25 protein-coding genes and 1 riboswitch are annotated in these 24,344 nt (G+C 42.7%); of the genes, 9 read left to right on the forward strand and 16 right to left on the reverse strand.

Annotated elements, in window-relative coordinates; all coding sequences use genetic code 11:
• Positions 1–109 precede the first annotated feature (109 nt).
• The 6 genes from EDD68_RS09700 to EDD68_RS09725 form a co-directional block, all read right to left on the reverse strand.
• Positions 110–868, reverse strand: a complete 759-nt coding sequence (locus EDD68_RS09700) for a LamB/YcsF family protein (protein ID WP_132372050.1) — start codon at positions 866–868, stop codon at positions 110–112.
• Positions 855–1,835, reverse strand: a complete 981-nt coding sequence (locus EDD68_RS09705; RefSeq protein WP_132372051.1) for a 5-oxoprolinase subunit C family protein — start codon at positions 1,833–1,835, stop codon at positions 855–857. Before EDD68_RS09705 ends, EDD68_RS09700 begins: the two co-directional genes overlap by 14 nt.
• Positions 1,832–2,539, reverse strand: a complete 708-nt coding sequence (pxpB, locus tag EDD68_RS09710; RefSeq protein WP_132372052.1) for a 5-oxoprolinase subunit PxpB — start codon at positions 2,537–2,539, stop codon at positions 1,832–1,834. Before pxpB ends, EDD68_RS09705 begins: the two co-directional genes overlap by 4 nt.
• Positions 2,540–3,030: 491 nt before the next feature.
• On the reverse strand, positions 3,031–3,840 hold the full coding sequence (locus tag EDD68_RS09715; protein ID WP_132372053.1) for a carbon-nitrogen hydrolase family protein: 810 nt from the start codon (positions 3,838–3,840) through the stop codon (positions 3,031–3,033).
• Positions 3,841–3,936: 96 nt separating this feature from the next.
• Positions 3,937–4,467, reverse strand: coding sequence for a chromate transporter (locus tag EDD68_RS09720; protein ID WP_132372054.1), 531 nt, complete (start codon positions 4,465–4,467; stop codon positions 3,937–3,939).
• On the reverse strand, positions 4,467–5,039 hold the full coding sequence (locus tag EDD68_RS09725) for a chromate transporter (protein WP_132372055.1): 573 nt from the start codon (positions 5,037–5,039) through the stop codon (positions 4,467–4,469). The genes EDD68_RS09720 and EDD68_RS09725 overlap by 1 nt, the downstream gene beginning before the upstream one ends.
• Positions 5,040–5,313: 274 nt before the next feature.
• Between EDD68_RS09725 and EDD68_RS09730 the strand changes: the two genes are divergently transcribed.
• Complete coding sequence (locus EDD68_RS09730) at positions 5,314–5,685, forward strand: hypothetical protein (RefSeq protein ID WP_132372056.1); 372 nt, start codon at positions 5,314–5,316, stop codon at positions 5,683–5,685.
• A 119-nt stretch (positions 5,686–5,804) separates the two neighbouring features.
• On the opposite strand, the gene EDD68_RS09735 is transcribed toward EDD68_RS09730, so the two are convergent.
• On the reverse strand, positions 5,805–7,415 hold the full coding sequence (locus tag EDD68_RS09735) for a gamma-glutamyltransferase family protein (RefSeq protein WP_132372057.1): 1,611 nt from the start codon (positions 7,413–7,415) through the stop codon (positions 5,805–5,807).
• Between the two features lie 420 nt (positions 7,416–7,835).
• On the opposite strand from EDD68_RS09735, the gene EDD68_RS09740 reads away from it, so the two are divergent.
• The 5 genes from EDD68_RS09740 (at position 7,836) to EDD68_RS09760 (ending at position 13,981) form a co-directional block, all read left to right on the forward strand.
• Positions 7,836–8,378 (forward strand): helix-turn-helix domain-containing protein, encoded by a 543-nt coding sequence (locus tag EDD68_RS09740; RefSeq protein WP_132372058.1) that lies wholly within the window; start codon positions 7,836–7,838, stop codon positions 8,376–8,378.
• Positions 8,379–8,421: 43 nt separating this feature from the next.
• Positions 8,422–10,467 (forward strand): hydantoinase/oxoprolinase family protein, encoded by a 2,046-nt coding sequence (locus EDD68_RS09745; RefSeq protein WP_132372059.1) that lies wholly within the window; start codon positions 8,422–8,424, stop codon positions 10,465–10,467.
• Positions 10,468–12,225 (forward strand): hydantoinase B/oxoprolinase family protein, encoded by a 1,758-nt coding sequence (locus EDD68_RS09750; protein WP_132372060.1) that lies wholly within the window; start codon positions 10,468–10,470, stop codon positions 12,223–12,225.
• A gap of 1 nt (position 12,226) precedes the next feature.
• On the forward strand, positions 12,227–12,556 hold the full coding sequence (locus EDD68_RS09755; RefSeq protein WP_132372061.1) for a cupin domain-containing protein: 330 nt from the start codon (positions 12,227–12,229) through the stop codon (positions 12,554–12,556).
• Between the two features lie 87 nt (positions 12,557–12,643).
• Positions 12,644–13,981 carry a purine-cytosine permease family protein gene (locus EDD68_RS09760; protein WP_132372062.1) on the forward strand — a complete coding sequence of 446 codons (1,338 nt, stop codon included), beginning with the start codon at positions 12,644–12,646 and terminating at the stop codon, positions 13,979–13,981.
• A 122-nt stretch (positions 13,982–14,103) separates the two neighbouring features.
• On the opposite strand, the gene EDD68_RS15245 is transcribed toward EDD68_RS09760, so the two are convergent.
• The 3 genes from EDD68_RS15245 to EDD68_RS09780 form a co-directional block, all read right to left on the reverse strand.
• On the reverse strand, positions 14,104–15,213 hold the full coding sequence (locus EDD68_RS15245; protein WP_165902128.1) for a hypothetical protein: 1,110 nt from the start codon (positions 15,211–15,213) through the stop codon (positions 14,104–14,106).
• Positions 15,214–15,238: 25 nt separating this feature from the next.
• A riboswitch (cyclic di-GMP riboswitch) is annotated at positions 15,239–15,323 on the reverse strand.
• Between the two features lie 117 nt (positions 15,324–15,440).
• Positions 15,441–16,334 (reverse strand): UTP--glucose-1-phosphate uridylyltransferase GalU, encoded by an 894-nt coding sequence (gene galU / locus EDD68_RS09775; RefSeq protein WP_132372064.1) that lies wholly within the window; start codon positions 16,332–16,334, stop codon positions 15,441–15,443.
• Between the two features lie 445 nt (positions 16,335–16,779).
• Positions 16,780–17,196, reverse strand: a complete 417-nt coding sequence (locus tag EDD68_RS09780; RefSeq protein WP_132372065.1) for a helix-turn-helix domain-containing protein — start codon at positions 17,194–17,196, stop codon at positions 16,780–16,782.
• 134 nt (positions 17,197–17,330) lie between these two features.
• Between EDD68_RS09780 and EDD68_RS09785 the strand changes: the two genes are divergently transcribed.
• Both EDD68_RS09785 and EDD68_RS09790 read left to right on the forward strand, forming a co-directional pair.
• Entirely contained in the window at positions 17,331–17,660 is a 330-nt protein-coding gene (locus EDD68_RS09785; RefSeq protein WP_132372066.1) for a hypothetical protein, read from the forward strand.
• Between the two features lie 77 nt (positions 17,661–17,737).
• Entirely contained in the window at positions 17,738–17,995 is a 258-nt protein-coding gene (locus EDD68_RS09790) for a zinc ribbon-containing protein (RefSeq protein ID WP_132372067.1), read from the forward strand.
• Between the two features lie 500 nt (positions 17,996–18,495).
• On the opposite strand, the gene EDD68_RS09795 is transcribed toward EDD68_RS09790, so the two are convergent.
• From EDD68_RS09795 to EDD68_RS09810, 3 genes are all read right to left on the reverse strand, one after another.
• The gene (locus EDD68_RS09795; protein WP_132372068.1) at positions 18,496–19,200 is read right to left on the reverse strand and encodes an EAL domain-containing protein; all 705 of its coding nucleotides are present in this window, start codon (positions 19,198–19,200) and stop codon (positions 18,496–18,498) included.
• A 352-nt stretch (positions 19,201–19,552) separates the two neighbouring features.
• Positions 19,553–19,759: a C15 family peptidase gene (locus tag EDD68_RS09805; protein ID WP_132372070.1), complete on the reverse strand. Its 207-nt coding sequence runs from the start codon at positions 19,757–19,759 to the stop codon at positions 19,553–19,555.
• A 41-nt stretch (positions 19,760–19,800) separates the two neighbouring features.
• Positions 19,801–20,631, reverse strand: coding sequence for a glycosyltransferase family 8 protein (locus EDD68_RS09810; RefSeq protein ID WP_132372071.1), 831 nt, complete (start codon positions 20,629–20,631; stop codon positions 19,801–19,803).
• A 378-nt stretch (positions 20,632–21,009) separates the two neighbouring features.
• Between EDD68_RS09810 and EDD68_RS15250 the strand changes: the two genes are divergently transcribed.
• Complete coding sequence (locus EDD68_RS15250) at positions 21,010–21,171, forward strand: hypothetical protein (protein ID WP_165902131.1); 162 nt, start codon at positions 21,010–21,012, stop codon at positions 21,169–21,171.
• 122 nt (positions 21,172–21,293) lie between these two features.
• Here EDD68_RS15250 and EDD68_RS09815 read toward each other — a convergent pair whose 3' ends face one another.
• From EDD68_RS09815 to EDD68_RS09825, 3 genes are all read right to left on the reverse strand, one after another.
• A complete protein-coding gene (locus EDD68_RS09815) occupies positions 21,294–22,637 on the reverse strand; it encodes a GH1 family beta-glucosidase (protein WP_132372072.1) in 1,344 nt (447 codons plus the stop codon).
• Between the two features lie 70 nt (positions 22,638–22,707).
• Positions 22,708–23,310: a DUF624 domain-containing protein gene (locus tag EDD68_RS09820; RefSeq protein WP_132372073.1), complete on the reverse strand. Its 603-nt coding sequence runs from the start codon at positions 23,308–23,310 to the stop codon at positions 22,708–22,710.
• 16 nt (positions 23,311–23,326) lie between these two features.
• Entirely contained in the window at positions 23,327–24,343 is a 1,017-nt protein-coding gene (locus EDD68_RS09825) for a LacI family DNA-binding transcriptional regulator (RefSeq protein WP_132372074.1), read from the reverse strand.
• Position 24,344: the final 1 nt, after the last annotated feature.

A 24,344-nucleotide genomic window follows, 5' to 3' on the forward strand; every position in this document is an offset into this window, starting at 1 on the left:
TCAATCATTGATTAAACATCAAATCGTTGACCTTCTCTCACGGGAAGCCAGATCTTTATTACACTCCTGCGCCTTTCCTTCATCTCTATGAATCCAGGTACAGCAACCCTTATTTGATCGCCTTTATTCGAACCCCTTCTTTCAGAAAAGTATGGTGGATTTTTTCTGCAAATGTGATGGCATGCTCACGATCCCCGTGAAGACAGATGGTATCCACCTGAACCTCAATGATATCCCCGTTCACGGCCTGAACCCTGTTTTCCATGACCAGTTTCATAGCCTGATGGATGGCTTCCTGACCCGATGGAATCATGGCATTCGGGGAAGTTCTCGGAGTCAGCGTTCCGTCGTGCTGATAAGTCCGGTCAGCAAACGCCTCTCTGGCCGTCAGAAGTCCCTTTCGATCGCCGGCTTTCACCAATTCACTCCCTGAAAGCCCATATAAAATGAGCGATGAATCCAGATGTGCAATCGCTTCGGCAATGGCCTCCGCCAATTCCTGATTTGCAGCGGCCATATGGTATAATGCACCATGAGGTTTTACATGACGCAATTGGCCTCCATGAACCTGTACAAAGGCTTTCAAGGCCCCGGTCTGGTAAACAACCATTTGATAAACTTCTTCTGGTGAAACGTCCATCTTTCTCCGCCCAAACCCGACTAGATCGGGAAGTCCCGGATGAGCACCAATGGATACCCCGTATTTGATGGCCAGTTTCACAGTCCTGTCCATAACTGCCGGATCACCCGCATGGAAACCGCATGCCACGTTCGCTGAGGAAATATATTTCAATATCTGTTCATCATTTCCCAGATTATATGCACCAAAACTTTCACCCATATCACAATTTAGATCAATCGTCTTCACCGAATGATTCCCCCAGTTTCTCTTGTATCATTTTATGCAGGACAGAAATCTTTTTTTCCCTTTCTGCATAAAGTTTCTGAGCTTCTTTGATGGTCACAGTCTCAAAATGGATCCGGTCACCTGGTTTTTTTTGTGCCAGTACAGGTAAATCGACAGAAATGACCTCTCCAATTTTCGGATACCCTCCTGTGGGTTGGGAATCAGTCATGAGAATAATCGGCTGGCCACTGCCCGGAACCTGTATACTTCCTGGCGCTGCACCTTCTGTAATCATCTCCTTTTTTTCCTTGATCATAATCGGCCACTCGCCTTCTAGACGATAACCCATTCGATTGGAATCTGGAGAAAGGGTATAACCCTGCTTTAGGAATAATTGCCTTGCTTCTTCTGAGAACCAGCTATACTGTCTTCCGGGTATAAAACGGATTGTCTCACGTGTGAAATATGAAGAAACACCCGGATTTAACCAAATGGTTGGTGACCTATCTCTATGTTCCTTTGAAAAACATGGTTTGACTGGCAGGTGATCCCCTTTTTTTAACACTCTCCCTTCCAGCCCACCAAATTTCGCCTGCAAGTGGGTGCTCCGACTTCCAAGAACTGGTTTAACATCAAACCCTCCCTGAACAGCCAGATAACAGCGGCATCCTGTTTGCGCATAACCGAAAGCCAGTATATCTCCTTTTTTTACTGCAATGGAACAATTGGGAGGTAATCGCCTGCTGTTTAATTCGGGTTTCATATCTGCCCCAAAAAAAGCTACTCTGGCGGTTTTCACAATTTCCAGAGCGGCACCTTTGATAGTCATTTCCATCACTGCTTCATTCCGGGAATTCCCCGCAAGGAAATTGGCAATCCCCATTGCCAGTTCATCCATGGCCCCGCTCTTTGCAACTCCTGAGGATCGGTATCCTGTCCTCCCCTGGTCCTGTATGACTGACAGCATTCCTGGTTTTAATAAGATCATGAACGTTGTTCCCCCTTCCGCTTTACAAATTCTTCTTCTGAAATAGGAACAAACGATACTTGATCACCCGGCTGAAGCAAAGATGGCGGCTCCTGATCTGCTGAAAAAAGGGAAATAGGGGTGCGACCGATCATTTGCCACCCCCCGGGGCCCTCCTGGGGATAGATCCCCGTCTGATTTCCTGCAATTCCGACCGACCCGGCCGGAACATATTTTCTCGGAATTTTTCTTCTTGGTGCTGAAATGCTTGGACTCAAATCTCCCAAAAAAGGAAAACCCGGGGAAAATCCGAGGAAATATACCCGATATAATGATCTGCTGTGAAGGTCAATCACTTCTTTAGATTTAAGGTTGTTCATCGCCGCTACTTTTTTCAGATCTGGTCCGAACGTTCCGCCATAACAGACAGGAATTTCAACTGTTTTGCTGGTTTTCTTCCATTCCTCATCCACGGCGGACAAACACTGTGCCATGTTTTGACATACTGTTTGGTAGGGATAAGGATCTGATACCTTGAGAGGATCATAAAAAATCGTCAGTGTCGTATAAGCCGGAACAACGTCTTCAATCCAGGAGTAGTTTTGTTTTTTTAGATGAACAGACACTTGCATAATTTTTTCGTGAGCAGAAATGGAAATATTCCTGGTAAACTCGATCAGAATCGCTCTGTCCCCCAGGGGATGAATCGTAAAAGAAGATTTCATTTGAACCCCTTCTCTTTGTTCGGTTATTAAAATTATATTTTCATTGTCTGCTGTGAATTCCCGTTTTCACAAAATGGACTAATCAGCCATAGGGTTCAGGTATTAGCAAAGCAGTCTCTGTGAATCATGTAGAAAAACGCATATGGATGGGGATGAATAAAATTTATCCTCTGTTATATTTTATGGGGCTGTTTATCGCTTTGACAGATGTCATTCCAAGAAATTTTGCGGACGGGGGGTGAAAACATCGAGAAGCTGACAGGGGAAAAAAGCTTTTACCGGATTTCAAAGAAACTCAAATCTTATCGTTTTCGTGAAGACTATCGGTAGACTATAATGGGAGATTATGAATATGTGAAAACAGAGACGAACATCAAATCGTTCAGGACGTTTCATAACAGAGAGCCGGTGTTATAGAGGAAAAACTGTACCCGGGAAGGTGGAGGAAAGCCAGGCATGAACAATACCTGGCAATCTTTATATTTGAAAGTTTATTGATACAATTCCGGCCTGCGATGGTCAAAACAGGGCATGTTTTGTCGTACCTTCTTTAAACGTTTCAGGTCGATCTCTGCATAAATCACCGTTTCTTCCTCTGGTGCTCTTGCCACAACTGTTCCCCACGGATCGACAATCATGCTGTTTCCAAAATTCATTTTACCAGGTGGATAGGTTCCATACTGGGCAGGCGCAATCATATAGCATTGATTTTCAATAGCCCGGGCCCGAAGCAGGGCTTCCCAGTGCTGTAGTCCAGTATATAACGTAAATGCCGAGGGTACAAATATGATTTCTGCACCGGCCAGTGCCAGCGCACGATAAAGCTCCGGAAAACGAAGGTCATAGCATATACTGAGACCCATCGTTCCAAGAGATGTATCCGCGGTTACGATTTCTTTTCCAGGGTTCAGATAGTTTGATTCCCGAATACTCTCTTTTCCCGGAATATCCACATCAAACAGATGAATTTTCCGGTAAGACGCCAAAATTTCTCCTTTCGGACTGATCAGCACACTTGTGTTATACGCTTTTTCACCCTGGCTGGACTTCTCCAGAATTGTCCCCCCGAGAATATGGACACCATGTGTTTTTGCTTTTTCAATTAAACGGGTGACGGTATCCCCATGTAAATTTTCAGCATGTTTTAATCGATCATTCCAGCGCCCCTGAATCGGAAAATATTCAGGCAAGGCTACCAGATCTGCACCTTTATTTGCCGCTTGATCAATCATCGCCTCGGCTTTTTCCATATTTTCATCCCAGTTGTCCAGCGACGTCATTTGAATCACTGCTGTTTTCACATTGACACCTCCTGAATAAACATCTCTGCTTATATGATAACAGATCCCAGGTTTCCCTATAAAAACCAGGGTACACAGGTATTCCTGAAAACAACTTCAAGAAAGGAAAACCGCTCCGTATATCAAAGAACCTACAATGACAAAAGCTGGATGAACCTTCAGCCTTTCCATGAAAATATAGCTCAACACGACAAGAAAAGCGGTTTGCCCGAGTCCAGCACCCTCGTATGCTGTCACAAAAAAACGATAAGCCATCATTCCGAGCAAAATGGCAATCGTCGGACGAATGAGGGCCGTCATTTTTTTGACACGCGGTGAATCTTTAAATCGGTATAATACACTTAATAAAACAATCATGAGAAAAAGCGATGGTGCAACAGTGGCAAATACGCCGACAACAGCTCCCAGTACCCCACCTTCCATATACCCAATGTAGCCAGCCATTTTCGTGGCAATCGGTCCAGGAAGAGAATTGGCCAGGGCCAGCATCTCGCTGAATTCATGAACCGTCAGCCATCCATAGCGGCCAACTACTTCATTTTCTACAAGGGGAATGGATGCAGGTCCTCCGCCGTAGCCCACTATTCCTGGTATAAAAAAAGCTAAAAAGATTTCCCACAACTTCATCATTCGGCCTGTCCTTTCTTATGGGTGTGCTCCACGTTTTGCTGCAGAGGGGAGAGCAGGGCATACAAAAGCACCCCGCCAATCACAATACCTGGATGTATCCCGAGCCATTCCATCAAAAAAAACGATCCGAGTATGAGTGCAATGCTTTTCATCCAGCCAAGATTTATCCGGGACTTTTCAAAAAAATCTACCGTTAATACAGCCAGCATGACCCCTACCACCGGCACTACTGCTTTCGTCATACCTGCCACCCATGGTTCATCTTTAAATGAGGCAAGGGATGTTAAGATCACAATCAAAATGATAATCGTCGGCGTAATGGTAGCCAGTACAGCGTTTATCATCCCGATGATGCCTGCAACCCGATAGCCAATGTAGCCGGCCATTTTCGTAGCAATAGGACCCGGCAAAGCATTTCCAAGGGCCAGTACATCCGCAAATTCATCATCATTCATCCATTTGTATTTTTCTACTACTTCCTTATGAAATAATGGGATGGAGGATGGACCTCCCCCATACCCGAGCATGCCAACCCGAAAAAAAGCGATAAATATTTGCCAGTGTATCATGACGTATCATCCTCGTTTTTTAAAAAACTAAACAAAAGTTAGATGGAGCTGCTACGGTGATTTTTCTTGCAGACAGCTCATTTCTTTTGTGATAGAAGATTCGTTTTACACATATCTTACCATGCAGACCGTGTTGTCAAAATTTTGGAAAACTCTTCGATTCCCGTAAGGCAACCCGAATGTAATCGGAATACGCCAGAGTACTGATCCTTATTTTGGAAGAGTTACTCCCATGTTTGGGTGATTAGGCTCCTGACTTGGGCGATACAGCCCCATGTTTGGGCCATTGCTCCTCGCGCTTGGGCCGTTGCTCCCCGCGCTTGGGTCGTTGCTCCCCGCGCTTGGGCCATTGCTCCTCGCGCTTGGGCCATTGAACTCCCGACTTGGGCCGTTGCTCCTCGCGCTTGGGCCGTTGCATCCCCTGCTTGGGCCATTAGCTCCTCAACTTGGGCCATTGCATCCCCTGCTTGGGCCATTAGCTCCTCAACTTGGGCCGTTGCATCCCCTGCTTGGGTCATTAGCTCCTCAACTTGGGCCGTTACTCCCCCTGCTTGGGTCATTAGCTCCTCAACTTGGGCCATTGCATCCCCCTGCTTGGGCCATTGCTCCTAACTTGGGCCATCGCACCCCGGGTTTGGGCGGTTGAGCCATTGCACAACATGTATGGGCGGTCAGGCCATTGCGACAATCACCTGGACTGATGGGTCCTCTAGTTGAGTGATTCGGTCTTTGACATCGTTTCGAATGCTCGATCCCCAACAATCATCACCATACAGCAATAGCACCGTCTGTCCGCCATTCCGTGCCGCCAGCTAGAACCCCCGTTTTCGGATCCCTCACAATGATTTGTCCCCTGCCAAAGCTGCCGCTATCGATGGTCACTACAATATCATGTCCTCTCCGTGCCAGTGCCTGGGCGATGTGATTTGGAAAATGAGGTTCTACAAAAACTTTATTATCCTTCACCCACTGCCAGCGGGGAGCATCGAGGGCTGCCTGCGGATTTAAGCCGAAATCGATCATATTCATCACAACCTGCATATGTCCCTGTGGTTGCATGAAGCCGCCCATTACTCCAAAAGGACCTACCGCACGCCCGTCCTTTGTCAGAAAACCAGGGATAATCGTGTGATACGTGCGCTTTCCTCCTGCCAGGGCATTGACATGAGCCGGATCCAACGAAAAATTGTGACCCCGGTTCTGCAGAGCAATGCCTGTTCCTGGCACAACCAGCCCTGACCCAAATCCCATGTAATTACTCTGAATGAAGGATACCATATTTCCTTCACCGTCTGCCGTCGCAAGATAAACCGTTCCACCTTTGGAAGGCTCCCCGGGTTCAGGTCTTATTGCCTGATCGCCAATTAGTTCTCTTCGTTTTGCTCCATATACCTCTTTCAATAATTCTTCTGAAGTAAAACGCATTTGACTCCGTTCTGTGATATGCTTCTGGCCATCGATAAAAGCAAGCTTTAACGCTTCAATTTGCTTATGAAACGTATCTGGATGATCTTTTTCGAAAAAGTCAAATCCTTTTACAATGTTTAAAGCCATCAGAGCAATTAACCCCTGCCCGTTCGGCGGGATTTCCCATACGTCATAGCCCCGGTAAGAAACCGAAATCGGGTCGACCCACTCAGGTTCGTAGGATGCCAGATCGTCATCGGATAAAAAACCATTATACGTTCTAGAGAATTCGACGATTTGTTCAGCGAGACGACCACGGTAAAAGGATTCCCCTTCTGTTTCACCGATTTCTTCCAGGGTGCTGGCATGATCCGGTGAAGCCCAGACCTCGCCAATTTCAGGCGCACGTCCTCCTTTCGCAAAGGTTTCAAACCAGCCGGTAAACTCTTCATCGTTCAGGGTGTCCTTAAATTGATCAAATGCCTTCTTCCAGTACTTTCCTAAAATCGGTGATATGACATATCCATTCCGCGCGTGATCAATGGCTGGCTGAAGCACTTCTTTTAATGGTAGGTTTCCAAACCGCCTGGACAGGGCTGCCCATGCCGAAGGAGCCCCAGGAACGGTAACCGGAATCACCCCGTGGGCAGGGATTTCATCATATCCACGCTCTTTGACTGCCTCGATGGATATATATTGGGGGGCCGGTCCGCTGGCATTTAACCCATATAATTGATCCTTCATCCATACAATAGCAAAAGCATCTCCACCAATTCCGTTAGACGTTGGCTCCACAACGGTCAGGCAGGCCGCTGTCGCGATGGCAGCATCAACGGCATTGCCCCCTTTTTTCAATATATCTATACCCGCCTGAGCAGCAAGGGGCTGTGACGTGGCTACCATACCATTTTTCCCATAAGTGACCATTCTCCGGGAAGGATACGGGTAATACAATGAATCAAAATTCATTTCATTGCCTCCTTGGTTTTAAAATGGGTTGCTCACCTGCAGAATCTCATAAAAATTCGATCAGAAATTATGCGTACGATTGTCCAAAAGATCCGAATAGCCTCCTGTAAGTGAATTCAGATAAATGAGATGTACATGATCTGACATAGCAGTCGTTTTTTCCGTCCCAATCAAAGAAAGGGCTGTGTTCACCGATTTCATATGCGATTAAAATGATCCAGGCCTTTTGCTTAATTCTCCAGTACAGCTTGTAAGTCCTCCTCAGCGGTGCCTGTCACCTGGCGAATTACTTAATAATCTTTTTTGAAAATTTTCTGTTATTTCTGATAAAATTATGTTATGATAAAAACAATTATAGTAATACTGAAAATTTTAAACTCATACTAAACTTATTTCAAAATATATGAAAGGAAGGGAGCAATGGTTGAAATTTACGACAAAATCCGAGAACTTCGATTACAAAGCGGTATGACCCTCAAAGAACTGAGCGAAAAAACAGATCTTTCCGTTAGCTTTCTGTCACAGGTAGAGAGAGGATCATCATCCCTTGCCATCACATCTCTTAAAAAAATCGCTGATGCCTTCAATGTAGACATTACTTACTTTTTTGACAAACCAACAAATAACAACTTTATGGTTAAGGAAGACGATCAAAAACCATTTAAAATCGAAGGATCTGAAGCAACCTATCGTAGACTGAATGGAGAATTTTCAGGCAGATCATTAGAGCCCATTATGGTCACACTTGCACCAAAACAAAAACAGGATACCGTTTATAAGCATCCCGGAGAAGAGTTTTATTACGTCCTGAAGGGGGCCGTTTTATTTAATGTGGATGGCCAAGAGTATTTTGTGCGTCAGGGAGATTCCATACATTTTCCGTCTGAAAAGGATCATTACTGGGAAAATCCCTTAAACGAAGAAACGCTGATTCTTTGTGTATTAACCCCAGCCATATTTTAGTTGCTGGGATTTTATTATATAAATTTTAGAAAGGTGGATGCATGTGAGAGTCGCAACAGATATTGGTGGAACATTTACCGATCTTGTCTATGTGGATGAAGACGGGCATATTGGTGTAGCCAAAAGTCATACTACACCACCCAACTTTGAAGAAGGGGTAATGGATGTCATTCAAAAAAGCAACATTCATAGCGAGTCCATTACAACCTTCATTCACGGTACAACTGTTATTATCAATGCACTTACTGAGAGGAAAGGAGCGAAGACCGGGCTAATCACGACGAAGGGGTTTCGAGATGTATTAGAAATTGCCAGAGGAAACAGGCCAGATTTATTTAATGTCAGGTATAAAAAACCGGTTCCATTTGTCGAGAGATATTTGCGCCAGGAAGTTGAAGAACGTTTAAATCATAAAGGTGAAGTGATCACACCATTGAATAAGGACCGAATTAAAGAAATCATCGACTACTTTAAAAAGGAAAATGTAGAAGCCATTGCTGTCGCCTATTTACATTCATACATGAATCCCAGCCATGAAAAAGAGACGGTCGATTTAATCAAAGAGCTATGGCCTGAAGTGGCGGTCACTGCTTCCCATGAAGTGACCAAAGAGTGGCGAGAATATGAACGGACGAATACGGCCGTTTTAAATTCCTATGTTAAACCCACAGCATCTTCCTACATCGACCGTCTAGACTATAAATTGTCTGAAAAAACGTCAGACAGTCTTAACTATATCATGCAATCCAATGGAGGTACAACAACATTTGAACAGGCCAAAGAAACTCCTATTCATATCGTTGAATCAGGTCCTGTCGCAGGTATTTATGGTGCAGCGGTTCTAGGAGAAATTCTCGGGGAAGAAAACATCATCGCCTTTGATATCGGAGGTACAACAGCCAAATGTTCACTCATCGAAAAAGGCGAAGTCAAGGTATCTACTGATTACTACATTGAAAAAAATGAACGAAGCGCCGGATATCCAATCAAAATACCTGTTGTGGATATTGTGGAGATTGGAAATGGCGGTGGTTCGATCGCCTGGATTGATGATGCTGGATCGCTCAAAGTAGGACCACGATCTGCAGGAGCAGTACCTGGACCCGTTGCCTATGGTCAGGGTGGAACCGAACCGACTACAACAGATGCGAATCTCATTACCGGACGTCTATCACCGAAAAATTTTGACTATGAAGTAGATTTGGACATGGTTAAACAGGCCATAGACCAAAAAATAGCGAAACATTTCCACATGTCGACAGAAGATGCGGCGCTGGGAATCATTCGGATTGCAAATTCGAACATGCTGAATGCTCTTAAACTGATATCTGTTCGAAAAGGGCATGATCCAGGTGAATTTACACTGGTCGCGTTTGGAGGAGGAGGGTCGATGCACGCTCCCGTGTTAGCTAGGGAACTCGGTGTAAAAAAAGTCATTGTTCCTGTAGCCTCTTCCGTGTTTTCAGCATGGGGCATGTTAATGACAGACCTTCGTCATGACTATATCAAAACCTTTATTCGCCGAATGGCTGAAGCCGATCTGAATGAACTGAATGAAGAATGGGACAAGCTTGAACAGCAGGCTCTAACTCAATTTGCGGAAGAACAAGTTGAACGGGAAAATGTCATGTTCTCAAGATTTGCCGATATGCGATATCTTGGCCAGGAACATACCGTTAAAGTTCCCGTCCCGAATGGAAAATGGACAACAGAAACGCTGGAAGAAGTGATCCAGAGATTTCATACTTTGCATGAAAAAAATTACACTTTTAAATTGGACGGTTCTCCTACCGAAATCGTAAATATTCATTTAACAGCCTTTGGGAAAGTACAAAAGCCTGTGCTAAAAGAAATGGAATATAACAAATATCGTCTTGAAGACGCCTTAATTGAAACAAGAAAGGTTTACTTTGAAGAAAAAGGATGGACAAAAACAAAGGTTTATAACCGACATAAACTGTCCCCATCCCATTTTATTCAAGGTCCAGCTATTGTAGAAGAACCATCAGCTTCAACAGTGATCGATGAGGGACAAACCATTACCGTTGATCTTTATGGGAATCTCATTATTGATACGGGGGTGAAATAAATGGAAAAATCGAATGTGTATGCTACACCGAATGTAGACCCATTTACTCTGGAAATTGTAAAAGACTCGATGATTGCCATTGGAGATGAAATGTTTATTGCACTCGCAAGAACATCAATGAGCCCCATCATTTACGAAGTGCTTGATTATGCCAGCGGACTACTAGATTCAAAAGGACAACTTCTGACTCAGGGTAATGGAGTAACCGGTTTTATTGGAATGCTCTCTTTTATGGTAAAAGAAACATTGAAAAAGTATGGGGAAGAGGATTTAAAACCTGGAGATATCCTTATTATCAATGACCCTTATGGCGGGGGAGGATCCCATCTTTCAGATGTAGGTTTAGTCATGCCCATCTTTTATGAAGGAGAACTGGTTGCTTTCTCAGCGAATAAAGCACACTGGACCGAAGTTGGCGGAAAAGATCCAGGATCATTTACCAATGATGCGACGGAAATTTTCCAGGAAGGATTGCAATTTCCATGTGTCAAGTTATTCAATGAAGGCCATATAAACCAGGCCGTTGTTGAAATCATTAAGTACAATGTAAGATTTCCAGACCTTTCTCTCGGTGATTTATGGGCTCAAGTAGCTGCATTAAAAACAGGTGAAAAAAGGGTCAAAGAGTTATGTGACAAATATGGAAAAGATATGGTTCTGACATCAATCAATCACCTGCTGGACCACGGAGAACAGCTCGCAAGACAAGAACTATCCAGACTACCGAAAGGAACTTTTGAAGCAAAAGATTTTATTGATGATGATGGATTTGGAAACGGACCTTTCCCGATTCAGGTAAAGGTGACGATTACAGAAGATGAGTTCATTTGTGATTTTCGAGGAAGCTCACCTCAAGTCATGGGGCCAATCAATTGTTCGTATACGGCACTCGTTTCAGCCGTCAGAACAATTTTTCTTGCCATTACGAATCCTTCCCAGGATGTCAATGATGGCGTATTTAGACCCCTGAAAATTATTACAGATGAAAAATCAGTACTGGCTGCTGAACGACCTGCTCCCGTATCAATATACTGGGAAAGCATGCTGGCAGGGGCAGATCTGATCTGGAAAGCACTTGCTCCGGAATTGCCTGATCGATTAACTGCAGGGCATTTATTGTCCGTATGCGCTGTAACGTTAACAGGTAAACATCATGATACTGACGAACCATTTCTCATTGTTGAGCCCTCTGTTGGTGGATGGGGGGCAGGCAAAGGTCAGGATGGAGCGAGCGGACAATTCTGTATAGGAGACGGTGAAACCTATAATGTTCCAGTTGAAGTGGCAGAAACCCGGTATGGGGTTCGTGTTAATGAATATAGCTTAAGGTCAGACGGGGCAGGTGCAGGAGAATTCATTGGCGGCCGCGGTGTGATCAGAACCTATGAAGCATTGACAGACAACCAGATGGTTACAGCAACGTTTGGGAGAAATAAATTTTTACCCTGGGGTTCAAGCGGCGGAAAGGAAGGTTCACCTAACCAGTTCATCATCGAAAAGCGTGATGGGGATACGGATGGTCCTTTTGGCATTTACCCAAGATACCCGCTAAATACCGGAGATAAAGTCAGACTAATGACGGCCTCTGGGGGAGGTTATGGGAACCCTTTTGAACGGCCACCTGAAAAAGTAGCGATGGATGTAAAAAATGAATATTTTACCGTTGAACAGGCAAAAGAACTCTTTGGTGTCATCGTCAACCCGGATACCTTTGAAGTTGAAGGGGTAACATCAGAACGAAATAATGGAGGGAAGTAGCTTGCAGGTACAATCGATTCATACCATCGGACCAGATCAAAATTCTCCTGTGTCTTTAATCACACTATTTCAAAACCAGTTTGAACATACGATTGTGAAATTTGGTTTTGTGACGATCCCCCCGGGACAACGAGTTCCTTTATCAGGAATGAGTACACATCAGGAACACGAATATTCTCTCGTTATTAAAGGGTCACTGATTACAGAAAGTGGAGGAAAGGAATATCGTATTTCGAAAGGACAGGCAACCTATATTCCCGCTGGAGAGTCCCATTATGCATTCAATGATGGAGAACAGGATTGTGAAATTGTCTGGGTTTTAGTCAGTTAAATCCATTACTCTTAGGGGGCTGCCCCCTAAGAGAATATATTTTCCTTTTATTTTTCAAAATATTCTGTAATTAGGAGTGTGAAAGTTATGGAAGAAAAAGTGTTAAATAAATCCGTCGTTAAGGATGAGGCGTTATCGGCCATCCCTCTTGATCAGCGCCAGCACTGGTTAACACCAGCTATGATTTTTGGCGGATTAGAATTTACCATTCCTGTATTAATGGTAGGAGCAACACTGGTAGGAAGCTTCGGCATGTCATCGATCTTTTGGGTTTTGTTTATTTCGTTATTTATTTTCCAATGGGTTGGAAATGGTATTTCAGGGTATATAGGGGCAAAAACAGGGAGATCATCTTCCGTGATTGCTCGCACAGCCTTTGGGGCACAACAGGCCAGATTCATCGTAGGTTTAACCATCTTTATCGTTTCCCTGGGATGGTGGGCCGTACAGACAGCAGTAGCCGGGAATGCGATTTCTGCGATGCTCGGGATTGATTACAGCACACAATGGTTCTCCTGGGCCATGATTACCATTGTGATTGGCTTGCTGTTCGCCATTCCATCCATCATAGGATATTCTTCTATGAAATGGACTGATTATATTGCAGTTCCGGCAGGATTAGTATTGATTGCTGCAGGAATATTTTATGCATTAAAAAACACGGGCTGGGATACCATCGTCTCATGGCAGCCGGAAAACCCAACGCTGACACTCTTGGGCGGAATCAGTCTCGTATTGGGCGTTAACGTTTCACAGTGGGTGATTTCCTCTGATTATACCCGATATGCAAAGCCTAAAATCAAGGATAATGTTTTGATTCCTCTGGGCATTATCGGAGTGGGTTTTCCTCTGTTTTATGTAGGTGCGATCATGTCAGTCGGAGTTGGTGACCCTGATATCGTCAACGTGATGTTAAATCTCGGTTTTCCGGTCTGGGGATTTTTAATTTTATGGTTCGCAACCTGGACAAGCCAATTGGTGAACAACTATAGTATGGGGCTGGCATTATCAAATATGCTGAATGTTAATTCTGGAAAAGGAAGAGCCCTTTTAACATTTATCGGCACTTTGATTGCCATTATCATTGCTCTGGCCGGAATATTAGACTATTTTATGGACTTTCTGTATTTAACTGCTTTAATTTATCCTGCAGTGGCAGGTGTTATGTTTACCGACTTTTTCTTTATCCGAAATAAACAATGGGTGGATCATAAAGGGTGGAATTGGATGGCTACGATTGCCCTCGTTTTTGGTACGGGGATAGGCTACATCACTCAGTATGTCAAGCCATTAGGTTTACCGGCTGTTCAGTCATTGATTGTAGCGGGAATTGTCTATTATATTGCGATGCAAATAAAAGCAAACATATCCCCTGATCATTTCACCGATACATCCCAGAGCACAAACGATTCATCTGCTGCTTAATCATATAACAAGCCACCTGAATTTCCATCGTTCAGGTGGCTTGTTTTTTTAACCTGGCTCTACATTGAGCCTCGAATAGTCGTGAACGCCTATTTGATCGTATAAGCTGCAGCAAACCCTTCTCACTGATGCATCGTTAACATTTCAACTAATACCAGTAATGTAATCTGAACGATCTGATCCTGAGAAAGCGGTGAATCATATCCAATTTCCTCAATTGTTTCAGTTATAACCTTTTTGATTATTTCCAGGTCTTCGTCATCTATCTCACCAGCATTTTCTTCTTCTTCTGATTCTTCTTCTCCTGTTTCTTCTTCAATATCTTCTTGAGCGTCTTTTTTAGCGTCTTCTTTCATTTGATTTTTCAAATCGTTTAAGCGCTCTTCGGATGCAGCAATTTCTTCACGAAGACTGGCGATTTCGTCACGTAGTTCATCTAACTCAGATACATATATATCATCTTCTAAACGGTCAGCAGCCCAGCGTTCCAGATTATTCACATTTTTTTCTGCAGCTTGTAATTTATTTTTCTGGGCACCGAATTGGCCATACAAACTGTTCAACCGGTCTTCCATTGCTTCATTATAGTTTTCATTTTCATCATCGTCTCGTTCGAGTGCTTCATTCTCATCTGTATCTTCTGATTGGCCATCTTCGTCTTCATCATCCGTTTCTGCCACTTTCAATTCCGCTGTTTCGTTGTCCTCTTCACCAGCATCATCGTCTCCTGCGAGGTCATCAAAATAGTCTTCCATTTGCTCATTGATTTTTTCAAGATGTTTTTCTACATTTTCCAGTTGCTTGTCGATGGATTCACTACGTTTTTCAAAAGTTTTTTCGAAGTTTTCCTGCTTTTTTTCCTGTGCTTCCTTTAGCTTCTCTTCTTCTTTTTCTCGTTTATCTTTACGTTTTTCCTCTTGTTTTCGTTTTTTCTCTTCCAGTTTCTGCTGTTTTTCTTTTAGCTGTTCTTCAATTTTTTTCTGCTTTTCCCTGATCTTTTCTTCTATTTTTTTCTTCTTGTCTTTTTTGTCTTTTCCGCGGTCTTCTTCATCATCTTCTTCTGATTCTTCATTTAATTCTTCGAGTTCGTCTTCCAACTCTTCTAATTCTTCCTCTAATTCTTCTAACTCTTCATCCTCGAAATCATCATCAGCCAAAATATAGGATGGTGTTGAAAAAACAATCATGACTGCTGAAAAAATAAAAAACCATTTGCTCCAATCGGGTTTCATTACCTTTTCCTCCCTTTTGTACGGTAATGGCAGCTGGCTGGCATAGGCAAAAGCCCTTAGCCCCTGTAGCTTTGTGACACTGGATTTCTCCAGTTGTACCTTTACCCCCTATTGTATCACAGTCGACAAAATTCGGGTAGAATGATCCGGAAAATCAGGAAAATGGGACCATCTTTTTGTCCATCCAGGGAATGGGATCAAACACCCTGCTACACATCTACAGAAGCTCATTCCGTTTTTCCGAAGCTGCTGATGGTTTGATGAATATACCGTTCAAGCTTTTCTTTTAAATCCGGGCGTTTTAAAGCAAAATCCAGTGTAGCCTGAATAAAGCCAAATTGATCCCCTACATCATAACGGTCTCCTTTAAACTCATAGGCAAGAACTTTTTCGTTTTGATTTAAAATTTGAATGGCATCGGTCAGCTGGATTTCTCCTCCTGCACCGGGAGGAAGTTCTTCAAGAATCTGGAAGATCACAGGCGTTAATATGTATCTTCCCATGATCGCATAGCTCGATGGTGCCTGACCTTGATCTGGCTTCTCTACCAGTGTCTCAATGGAAAGAACTCCATCTTCCGGTTGTTCATCTGACGGCTTGATCACTCCGTATTTTGGAAGCTGTTCTTCTGGAACTGTCTGAACCCCGATTACCGATGTCTGGTACTGTTCAAAAATAGTCATTAATTGTTTGATGCAGGGCGGTACCCCTTCTGTTCTGACAATATCATCACCGAGTATAACTGCAAAAGGTTCATCGCCGATAAACTTTCGTGCACACCAGATGGCATGGCCTAACCCTTTTGGTTCCTTTTGCCTGATATAATGAATGTTGGCCAGTTCGGCTATTTCCTGTACCTCTTTTAATCGGTCAAATTTATTCCGTTTCGCCAGCGTTTCTTCGAGTTCGTAGGATTTATCAAAATGATCTTCAATGGCACGTTTCCCACGGCCGCTGACGATTAAAATATCTTCAATTCCTGAAGCAACAGCCTCCTCTACAATATATTGAATCGTCGGCTTATCAACAATCGGAAGCATTTCTTTCGGCTGCGCCTTTGTTGCGGGTAAAAACCTTGTCCCAAGTCCTGCTGCCGGTATAATAGCTTTCTTCACCTGCATCATGGAAATCCCCCGCTTTCTATTACGTATTCCAGATATATACTTACATAATATTATAAGGGAAAACAGGTATGAATGTTTCAAACAATATGTTCCGGGCATACACACGTGCCTAACGAAAAAGAGGATGATGAACGATTGATAAAGGGGATCATTGTATTTTCGGCAGCCGCCATGATTTTGAGAGGAACCGAGGTCATGGGATTTTTTGAAAGTGTCTGGAACTAACGTGTGCTATTTTTTGTCAAGAAGATGGCCAATGAGGTTTTCTTAGATGTGATTATCTAATCATGTAAGGTCATTCGCAGAAGAGTTATCGTAAACAACATGGTTGTGCCTCTGATTTTTTTCAATGGCAGGATAATGGACTGGATCAGACTCGAATACGTTTTTGCCATCATAAAAGCCTGCCGAATACCGAGAAAAATCGACAGGCGTCAGGCACTTATGTTCGTTCCATTTCATCAATAATAGTCTGGAACATACGGTGGACCACCTTTTGTTTTTTAAGCGGTAATTTAATCATTTCCAGAAAATATTCCTTCATACGGGGATGTTTTACGAGATAATCAAAAATTTCCATCATATCCGGGTCCCACTGTCTCTGATCCGCTGACATGTACATTTTTTGAAATTCCTTCAGTAAATCAGCCCGGCTTGTATTCATCCCAACCAGATGATCAATGGAAACTTGAAACGTTTTACTCAGTAAAATAAGTGTTTTGACATCGGGAACCGAAGTCCCACTTTCCCATTTCGCAACCACTGAGCGGGATATTTGGAGATGTTTCGCCAGATCCTGCTGCGTCCAATTTTGCAATTTGCGAAAATATTTAATGTTCTCTGCCAGTTTTTGTTCCATTAATCTCACAACACTTTCCCTCAGTGTTCGAGACTAATGGTACCATTTTAAAAAAAAATTTATGCAAAATATTTGTTCGTTTTTGGAACTATGGTAAAATAGTTCTATAAACGAACTCGGTGGTGATGTATGGAATGTACTGTTGCCTATTATTGTACCATGAAACGATTCATAACGACATTAAATTCAGGATGCTCCGGTCCATTCTAGAAAACCTTCAGTATGTTGTTAAAGGACATCGTCCACACGCTGAGATCAGTTATCATACGATTAACCGGAACACCGTCTTTGCCATGGGGAAAAACATGACAAAAGAATCGATTTTGCAGGCAGGGATCTATTTTGCATCATCCGATATCCTCACTGCCATCGGGTACAGCTCTAACAAAGAGCGGGCATTACTACAGTCTTTGCATCATCTTTCAAGCATGATAAGGGGACGGGATATTCGGGTGTACATATGATCCTTTTAGCAATCAAGATTAAAAAAACAGATGATGAACATTTTTTCTATTCTATTTTAAGGATATGGAGTGATGAAATGAGTAAAAAAGAGCACCAGGGAAGGGATCACTCTGGTCTTGTTAACCTCGTTTGCCCAAATTGTGGATATCATTTTGATATGGAATGGAAATGGATATTCGATATCCAGGAATTAACATATGGATACATAGATTTCCATACGAATGATGTTTATTTTACGTGCCCTAAATGTGAAAAAACATTTGAAGGGGGTGATGAACAGGAAGCAGGTGAAAGGAAAAATGACGCTGGCAGTATGGTTGATTGGCCGGGGTAATAGAGATAGAAAAATATAAAAATGGCGGTTTTCGATAAAACAAACAGGTGCATCTATTGCACCTGTTTGTTTATGTAAATTTCAGTCCTGTATTTCACTTCCTGATAGTTGGAAGGGAAGAATTTGCCCGAGCTTCGTACACATGAAGGCATCAATTTTATGAAAAAAGGATTATTTGTCCCATTTCACCAAAGGGATCGTCACCTCCATTACCAGCAACGTAGCATCTTCTTCCAGGCGAGCTATAGCAGCAGCCACATTGGCAGAAGCACTCCTCTTTTGAAAATGGTTGCCTTCCGCCAGACCAACATCTCTATCGGTACAAAAAAATCAATCAGAAAGTTCCCCTATGCAGGTAACCCTATTCAGCATGTATTCCTTGCCCTTCTATCGGCATTCATCAAAGAATCTATATGGTTTTCACAGAACCATTCTAAAACAGGATACCTCTCAAATAAAATAAATTCCGGGAACCTGTGTTGCACTCACTTCCCGGACACTCACATCATGCTCAGCCCCTTATCAAAAACGCTCCCCTGTCCCAATTGAACACCTAATACTTTGGCCATGGCCAGATCTTCTGGTTTTTCAATCCCCTCGAGCCCGATGGCAGCTTTGTTCCCAAGGGATTCAACATAGGAATGTACGATTTTTTGCTTCTTTCTTGATCGGGATAACCCCGATGAAAAATATGGACTCAAATAAATCCAGTAGGGTTCTAGATCTATCAAACAGCGATATGGGGAACTATCTAATGAAGACACCTGTAAACTGACCAGACTACCCAGATCTTTTAACTGACGTACTCGGTTTTCCAGGAGATGAATCGTTGAGGACTCATGATGAAGATGAATTTCCAATACGATTTGGTAATTTTGAAAGGCCTGGAGCTTCAAGAGTTCTTTGATCAACGGCATAAAAGATGTATGGAGTAGTGTTGAAGAGTTCAATTTAATCAGCAGCTTCATTCGATGATGGGGAGGAAAATTCCTGGTGAAGGCCCTAATAGTGCCCCGAAGTATTTCTAAATCCTGATGAATATCCCTTTCCTGAAGTGAAGCAGTACGTTCCGCCAATCGGGAAAATGGTGTGTTCACGCGTATAGCGTATCCTATAATTTTCCATATTTTTAAATTATACATCGTCTGACATGAAAATTTGAATGGTTTTTGATCATACAATCGATCAACGGTTTGAATTGACATAAGTGTCCATCATCCTTTTCAATTAAAATGACCAGGTTCTACTGCCGTTCTATCCTCTCCTATGGTGAAGGCTTAATTTATTAAAATAATATATAACATATACGGACAAAACTGGCTATACATTCGACAAAACTAGAAATTTTTCTATAGTTTTAGACACCGTCAGCTCGACAAACTATGACTTTAAGATGGTGAATTTTCGAAGTTCGGACAGAAAGGAAGGAATTGTTATTTCCCTTATCATATTTGAATACCTTCAATAATCAAGTCATCTGCAGGCTTTCTTCCCGCATTATCCTGTTTCCCGTCATTACAGTTGATCGCAATTCTTTCCGGGGTTATTTTTAAATCGTCACCCTGCCATTCCAGGAGATCGAACATCATCTGGATGTACATCTTTAATATGATTGATCAGTTCATCACCTGACTTCTGAAAATCCGCAGGCAGGATCCGTCCGATTACCTGATCACTCCCAATGGTTTTTCCGTTTGTCTTCAGTAGAATTGACAGGATCGTCCAGGAAAAGGTTCGAAACCGGTCAGCAATATCTATGTTCATCCTTTTCTCCCTCCTTATCCAGAACAGAAAGGATGAACATTTTATACCTGAATTCTCAATTTCATCAAATCTTTTTCATACTCCTTATAAAACATTCCCAGCGTTCCTCTGTAATGATCGTGCCATGGTTTGTTTTTTCCGCAGTAATGGATGAAAACGGTATGCTCACGAATCCATTCCAGGGTGTACTTTTGATTGGGGAGAAACTTCGAGAACTCATAATATCTTGCGTCAAAATTGTAGTACATTGACGGAACGGATTGAATCCGATCCCAGTAGAGGCCATTTAGTATGTCTTGATCCGGCAAAACAAGTTTCAATTTATTTTGTTCAATAAATTGAAAGATCTCCCCGGGATAAACAGTCTCCCGCATTCCTTCGAGGTTCATTAAAAGTACTCCTGTATTATAATACCCTTTGGCCTTAGGTGTCCTGAGGCGCATTTTATTAATCAAACGTGCCATCCGGGAAGAATATTCATGTTCTGCCGCTATGAATAAATGATCATGAAAGGGTGTATTGTAAAATTTAGAAATGGAATTCATACATACAATATCCGGATCTAAATAAAGAATGCGCTCCAGATGATCCGGCAATAACTGATGAGCTAACAATCGGTAATACATCTCAGCCGTATAATGACGGAATACCGGCGCTCCGGAAAATGTCTGGGGATCAACTTTAATCGGGAATAAAAAATTTTCGCTTTCGTTGACAAACTGGTGCAGATCGGTTAAATCCCGGTCTGGGATGCTGGAGTGCATGAGATAGATGGAAAAAGAATCATCCGGATGGTTTTTAAACAATGAGTGGAGCAGTACGTTTAAAGGCGGTATATAGTTGGCATCCAGTGTTACAAGAATATTGTACATATGATACCACATCCTTAAAAAGTCCTTTAAAATTTATTTTACCATGCCTCTATGGTGCCAGTCACTTGTCGAAAGTCGACAAGAAACGATATACAATTCACGGTTTAATTTTTTCTTTAGGAGCAAACTAATGCTGTAAACGGGATGACAAATCATCCAGGTAGTGCAAAGTCAGCGGATCAGCTGCCTTACATTGTCCTATCCTTGCTGCTGGCATCGGTATGCTACTCTCATGGCATATATTTTCTTTAACCGAACTGTCCCAAAGATGGCGTGACCGAAGAAGAACCGAATCTGTTTTCCAGGATGCTGATATGAGGGCATCACACATTATCTAACTTATCAGCTTTCCAAGACCATCAAAAAGGATGTGATAAAATGGACAAATACCGTTTCGCACAACTGTCTGAAGATCAAAAGCGGCAAATCAAACAGCTTGAACAGAATATAGGTGTTATTTTAATCGCTTATGAGGAACAGGGAAATGAAGATGGGTCCAGACAGTCAGCAGATTACTACCAGAATATTTTTTGTGAATAAGGCCAGGGTTCCTGTCACTTGTCGAAAAATCTTTACGAAAACCCCTAATAAATCAATCAATTTCTAATGTAACACTGCTTTATTCTGTCTGTCTGCATTCGACAAGTGACAGGCACTGTTTTTCAAATGGTAAACCAATTATTTCTGATCAATTTTTGATACCAGTAATAACTGTCTTTTGGAATCCGCTTCAAGGTCTGAAAATCGACATGCACAATGCCAAATCGTTTCGTATACCCGTATGCCCACTCAAAGTTATCCAGCAGGGACCATACGTGGTATCCCTTTATATTTACCCCTGACTCCAGACACCTGTTGAGTGCAATCAAATGTTTTTTAATATATGCAATACGCTGTTCATCCCGTACCCGTCCATTTTCGACTACATCGTCATAGCAGGCACCATTTTCCGTAATATATACAGGAATATTTCCGTAACGCTTTTTCACATACAGCAAGACGGAATAAAAACCATCCGGGTAAATGAACCAGTCAAAGTCAGTTTTGTCATAGCCAGCATCAATATTCTCCACATCAAACAATCCCGAATTAGCTTTATGCCTTGCAAGATTTCCATTGTAGTAATTAATGCCCAGGAAATCAACAGGCTGAGAAATGACCTCCAGGTCCCCATCCTTAAGCGGAATGGTTATTCCCTTATCCGCAAACCAATTTGTCAGAAAAGCGGGGTATTCCCCCTTAAAAACAGGATCCATAAACCATTCGATAAACCATCCGTTCCCGCGTCGACAGGCTTCCATATCTTCACTTTTTCGACTGTAAGGTTCAAGCCATGTCACATTGGGGGCATACCCAATTTCTCCTTCTACAGCCAATTCCCGAAATGCCTGAACCGTTTTTCCATGAGCCATTAAAAGATGATGAGCGACATTGACCGCCAGCTGCAAATCTTGATTTCCTGGAGCATGCTCTCCGATATAATGAGACAAAAAGGAGGCACACCAGGGCTCATTCAGAGTAATCCACCGCTTAACCTTTCCGTTTAATCGTTCAAACATAACATTTGCATATTCAACAAAGGCATCAATCGTATCCCGGTTGTCCCATCCTCCCTTTTCCTCCAGTTTTTGGGGTAAATCCCAGTGATAAAGGGTACACATAGGCTCAATGCCATGTTCAAGCAGTTGATCCACAAGGTTTTCATAATATTGAAGACCCTTTTTGTTTACCTTCCCCGTGCCATCCGGAATGACGCGCGGCCAGGAAACGGAAAAACGATAAGAGTTTACTCCAAGCTCCTTCAGCAAAGCAATATCTTCATCCAGGCGATGATAGCTATCACAGGCTACATCCCCATTTTCATCATCAATAATATTTCCAGGGGTATGTGAAAAAGTATCCCATATGGACGGACCCCTCCCATCTTCAAATGCAGCACCTTCAATTTGATAGGCAGAAGTCGCTACTCCCCATACAAAATCTTTCGGAAACTGAATGACACTCATATGGACATCCTCCGTTCTTCTTTATCTTTATAGGAAACCGGTTTCTCAAATAACCAAAAAAGATAAGCAATTAAATGTGTTTCATCATCCTCTCATACGTTTTTCGATACCAGTAAACAAGTATAAACGCAAGCATACTGAAGCTGATCAGCAAAAAGAAAGGATACCAAATCACGACGGCCGCAAAACCGGCCACTATGAAAATTGAAGGAATCGAATACCCTGGTTTTCCCAATCCATAAAACAGCGCATGTTTCAGCAGGACCGGCAATGAGTTACTTTTTTGATAAACCATAGCCGGAAACAATGCCAGACTGGTGACCAGGTAAATGAGACTACAAAAAATTAAGACACTATAAAGAAACCCCTTTCCAGCAAAGTCAATGGTCTGAAACAGAAAAAAATCTGCAAGAAACAGTATCCCGGGAATTCCCCAGAAAAGAAACAATTGCATTCCCTTTCCAAGAAACTGTTTAAAGTAGATGAAGAACTGCTTCATATAACCTGGCTGAATACCATTTACGAGAATATCCCTCATCACAGCAAATAGTGCCAGGGTACTTGAAAACGATGTAATTAAAGGGAAACTGCATATCATCCAGGTTATGTTAAGCACCACAAATGCGCTAAAAATTTCCATGCCCCGAACAAATACATTATTGGCAGTCCCCATGATATCATTCCTACTTTCAAAGACCTTTTATTGATGATTCGCGAACGATGAATTCAGGATCGATCAGCACGGATTTCGCTCCATTTTCACCATGAATCAGTTCAAGGAGCATGCGGGCAGCCATCATGCCTAGCTTTTCTTTATCCTGCCTCACGGTAGTCAGCTGCGGATCACTGTAACGGCAGGCTTCAATATCGTCACACCCAACTACATTAATGTCTTCCGGGATTTTTAAGCCCTTTTCCTTAATGGCCCGCATCGCCCCGAGGGCCATCATATCTGAAGCAGCAAAAACTGCTTTAGGGTGGGACTTTCCCTCCAGTATTTCATTCATTGCCCGATATCCGCTGTCCTCGTAGAAGTCCCCGTATTTCATCCACTGCTCCCGAACAGGCAACCCGTATTTCTCCATTGCTTCCAGAAACCCTTTCCTTCGCATTTCCCCAATTTTTGAAGAAGCCAAACCGCCAATATAAGCAATTTCCCGAATGGAATTCATGTAGAAATACTCAACGACGAGAGCAGGAATTTTAAAGTTATCGGTCATGACATACCTCGATCGATTTCCGGTCAGCTCTATGTCAATGCCTGCACAGGGAATATCGCTTTGATCTAACTCATAGATGGCTTCTTCTACTTCCTCCCCCGCAATAATCAGGCAGCCGTCTACATGAAAATGGCGGCAGCGGGCAAGGTAGTTCTCCTTTTCCAGCGAAAAGGTTTCATTTGAAAACACAAGCAGGTCATACCCTTCCCGCCCTACCGTTTTCTTGAAGGTATTAACAACTGGGTTAAAAAAGGGATGGGTAAAATCTACATTCACTTTCCCTGCATAAATAATTCCAATGAGGTTCGATTTTTTCGTTGCCAGAGATTTAGCAGAAAAGGTTGGGCGATATCCTGTCTGTTCCACGATCGCCATGACTTTATCCCGGGTTTCTTTACTGATGGAACCGGTATTATTTAAGATTTTGGAAACGGTTGCCGGAGACACGTTTGCCATTTTTGCTATATCTCGTATGGTCAGTTTCATA

The sequence above is a fragment of the Melghiribacillus thermohalophilus genome (assembly GCF_004342905.1).
GTDB classification, from domain to species: Bacteria; Bacillota; Bacilli; order Bacillales; family Alkalibacillaceae; genus Melghiribacillus; species Melghiribacillus thermohalophilus.

What these genes read in the sequence shown, in the direction of transcription:
- EDD68_RS09705 (WP_132372051.1), bottom strand. Translation starts at nt 1,835, where the DNA reads ATGATCTTATTAAAACCAGGAATGCTGTCAGTCATACAGGACCAGGGG.
- pxpB (WP_132372052.1), bottom strand. Translation starts at nt 2,539, where the DNA reads ATGAAATCTTCTTTTACGATTCATCCCCTGGGGGACAGAGCGATTCTG.
- EDD68_RS09720 (WP_132372054.1), bottom strand. Translation starts at nt 4,467, where the DNA reads ATGAAGTTGTGGGAAATCTTTTTAGCTTTTTTTATACCAGGAATAGTG.
- EDD68_RS09725 (WP_132372055.1), bottom strand. Translation starts at nt 5,039, where the DNA reads ATGATACACTGGCAAATATTTATCGCTTTTTTTCGGGTTGGCATGCTC.
- EDD68_RS09730 (WP_132372056.1), top strand. Translation starts at nt 5,314, where the DNA reads ATGTTTGGGCCATTGCTCCTCGCGCTTGGGCCGTTGCTCCCCGCGCTT.
- EDD68_RS09735 (WP_132372057.1), bottom strand. Translation starts at nt 7,415, where the DNA reads ATGAATTTTGATTCATTGTATTACCCGTATCCTTCCCGGAGAATGGTC.
- EDD68_RS09740 (WP_132372058.1), top strand. Translation starts at nt 7,836, where the DNA reads ATGGTTGAAATTTACGACAAAATCCGAGAACTTCGATTACAAAGCGGT.
- EDD68_RS09750 (WP_132372060.1), top strand. Translation starts at nt 10,468, where the DNA reads ATGGAAAAATCGAATGTGTATGCTACACCGAATGTAGACCCATTTACT.
- EDD68_RS09760 (WP_132372062.1), top strand. Translation starts at nt 12,644, where the DNA reads ATGGAAGAAAAAGTGTTAAATAAATCCGTCGTTAAGGATGAGGCGTTA.
- EDD68_RS15245 (WP_165902128.1), bottom strand. Translation starts at nt 15,213, where the DNA reads ATGAAACCCGATTGGAGCAAATGGTTTTTTATTTTTTCAGCAGTCATG.
- galU (WP_132372064.1), bottom strand. Translation starts at nt 16,334, where the DNA reads ATGCAGGTGAAGAAAGCTATTATACCGGCAGCAGGACTTGGGACAAGG.
- EDD68_RS09780 (WP_132372065.1), bottom strand. Translation starts at nt 17,196, where the DNA reads ATGGAACAAAAACTGGCAGAGAACATTAAATATTTTCGCAAATTGCAA.
- EDD68_RS09785 (WP_132372066.1), top strand. Translation starts at nt 17,331, where the DNA reads ATGTACTGTTGCCTATTATTGTACCATGAAACGATTCATAACGACATT.
- EDD68_RS09790 (WP_132372067.1), top strand. Translation starts at nt 17,738, where the DNA reads ATGAGTAAAAAAGAGCACCAGGGAAGGGATCACTCTGGTCTTGTTAAC.
- EDD68_RS09795 (WP_132372068.1), bottom strand. Translation starts at nt 19,200, where the DNA reads ATGTCAATTCAAACCGTTGATCGATTGTATGATCAAAAACCATTCAAA.
- EDD68_RS09805 (WP_132372070.1), bottom strand. Translation starts at nt 19,759, where the DNA reads ATGAACATAGATATTGCTGACCGGTTTCGAACCTTTTCCTGGACGATC.
- EDD68_RS09810 (WP_132372071.1), bottom strand. Translation starts at nt 20,631, where the DNA reads ATGTACAATATTCTTGTAACACTGGATGCCAACTATATACCGCCTTTA.
- EDD68_RS15250 (WP_165902131.1), top strand. Translation starts at nt 21,010, where the DNA reads ATGGACAAATACCGTTTCGCACAACTGTCTGAAGATCAAAAGCGGCAA.
- EDD68_RS09815 (WP_132372072.1), bottom strand. Translation starts at nt 22,637, where the DNA reads ATGAGTGTCATTCAGTTTCCGAAAGATTTTGTATGGGGAGTAGCGACT.
- EDD68_RS09820 (WP_132372073.1), bottom strand. Translation starts at nt 23,310, where the DNA reads ATGGGGACTGCCAATAATGTATTTGTTCGGGGCATGGAAATTTTTAGC.
- EDD68_RS09825 (WP_132372074.1), bottom strand. Translation starts at nt 24,343, where the DNA reads ATGAAACTGACCATACGAGATATAGCAAAAATGGCAAACGTGTCTCCG.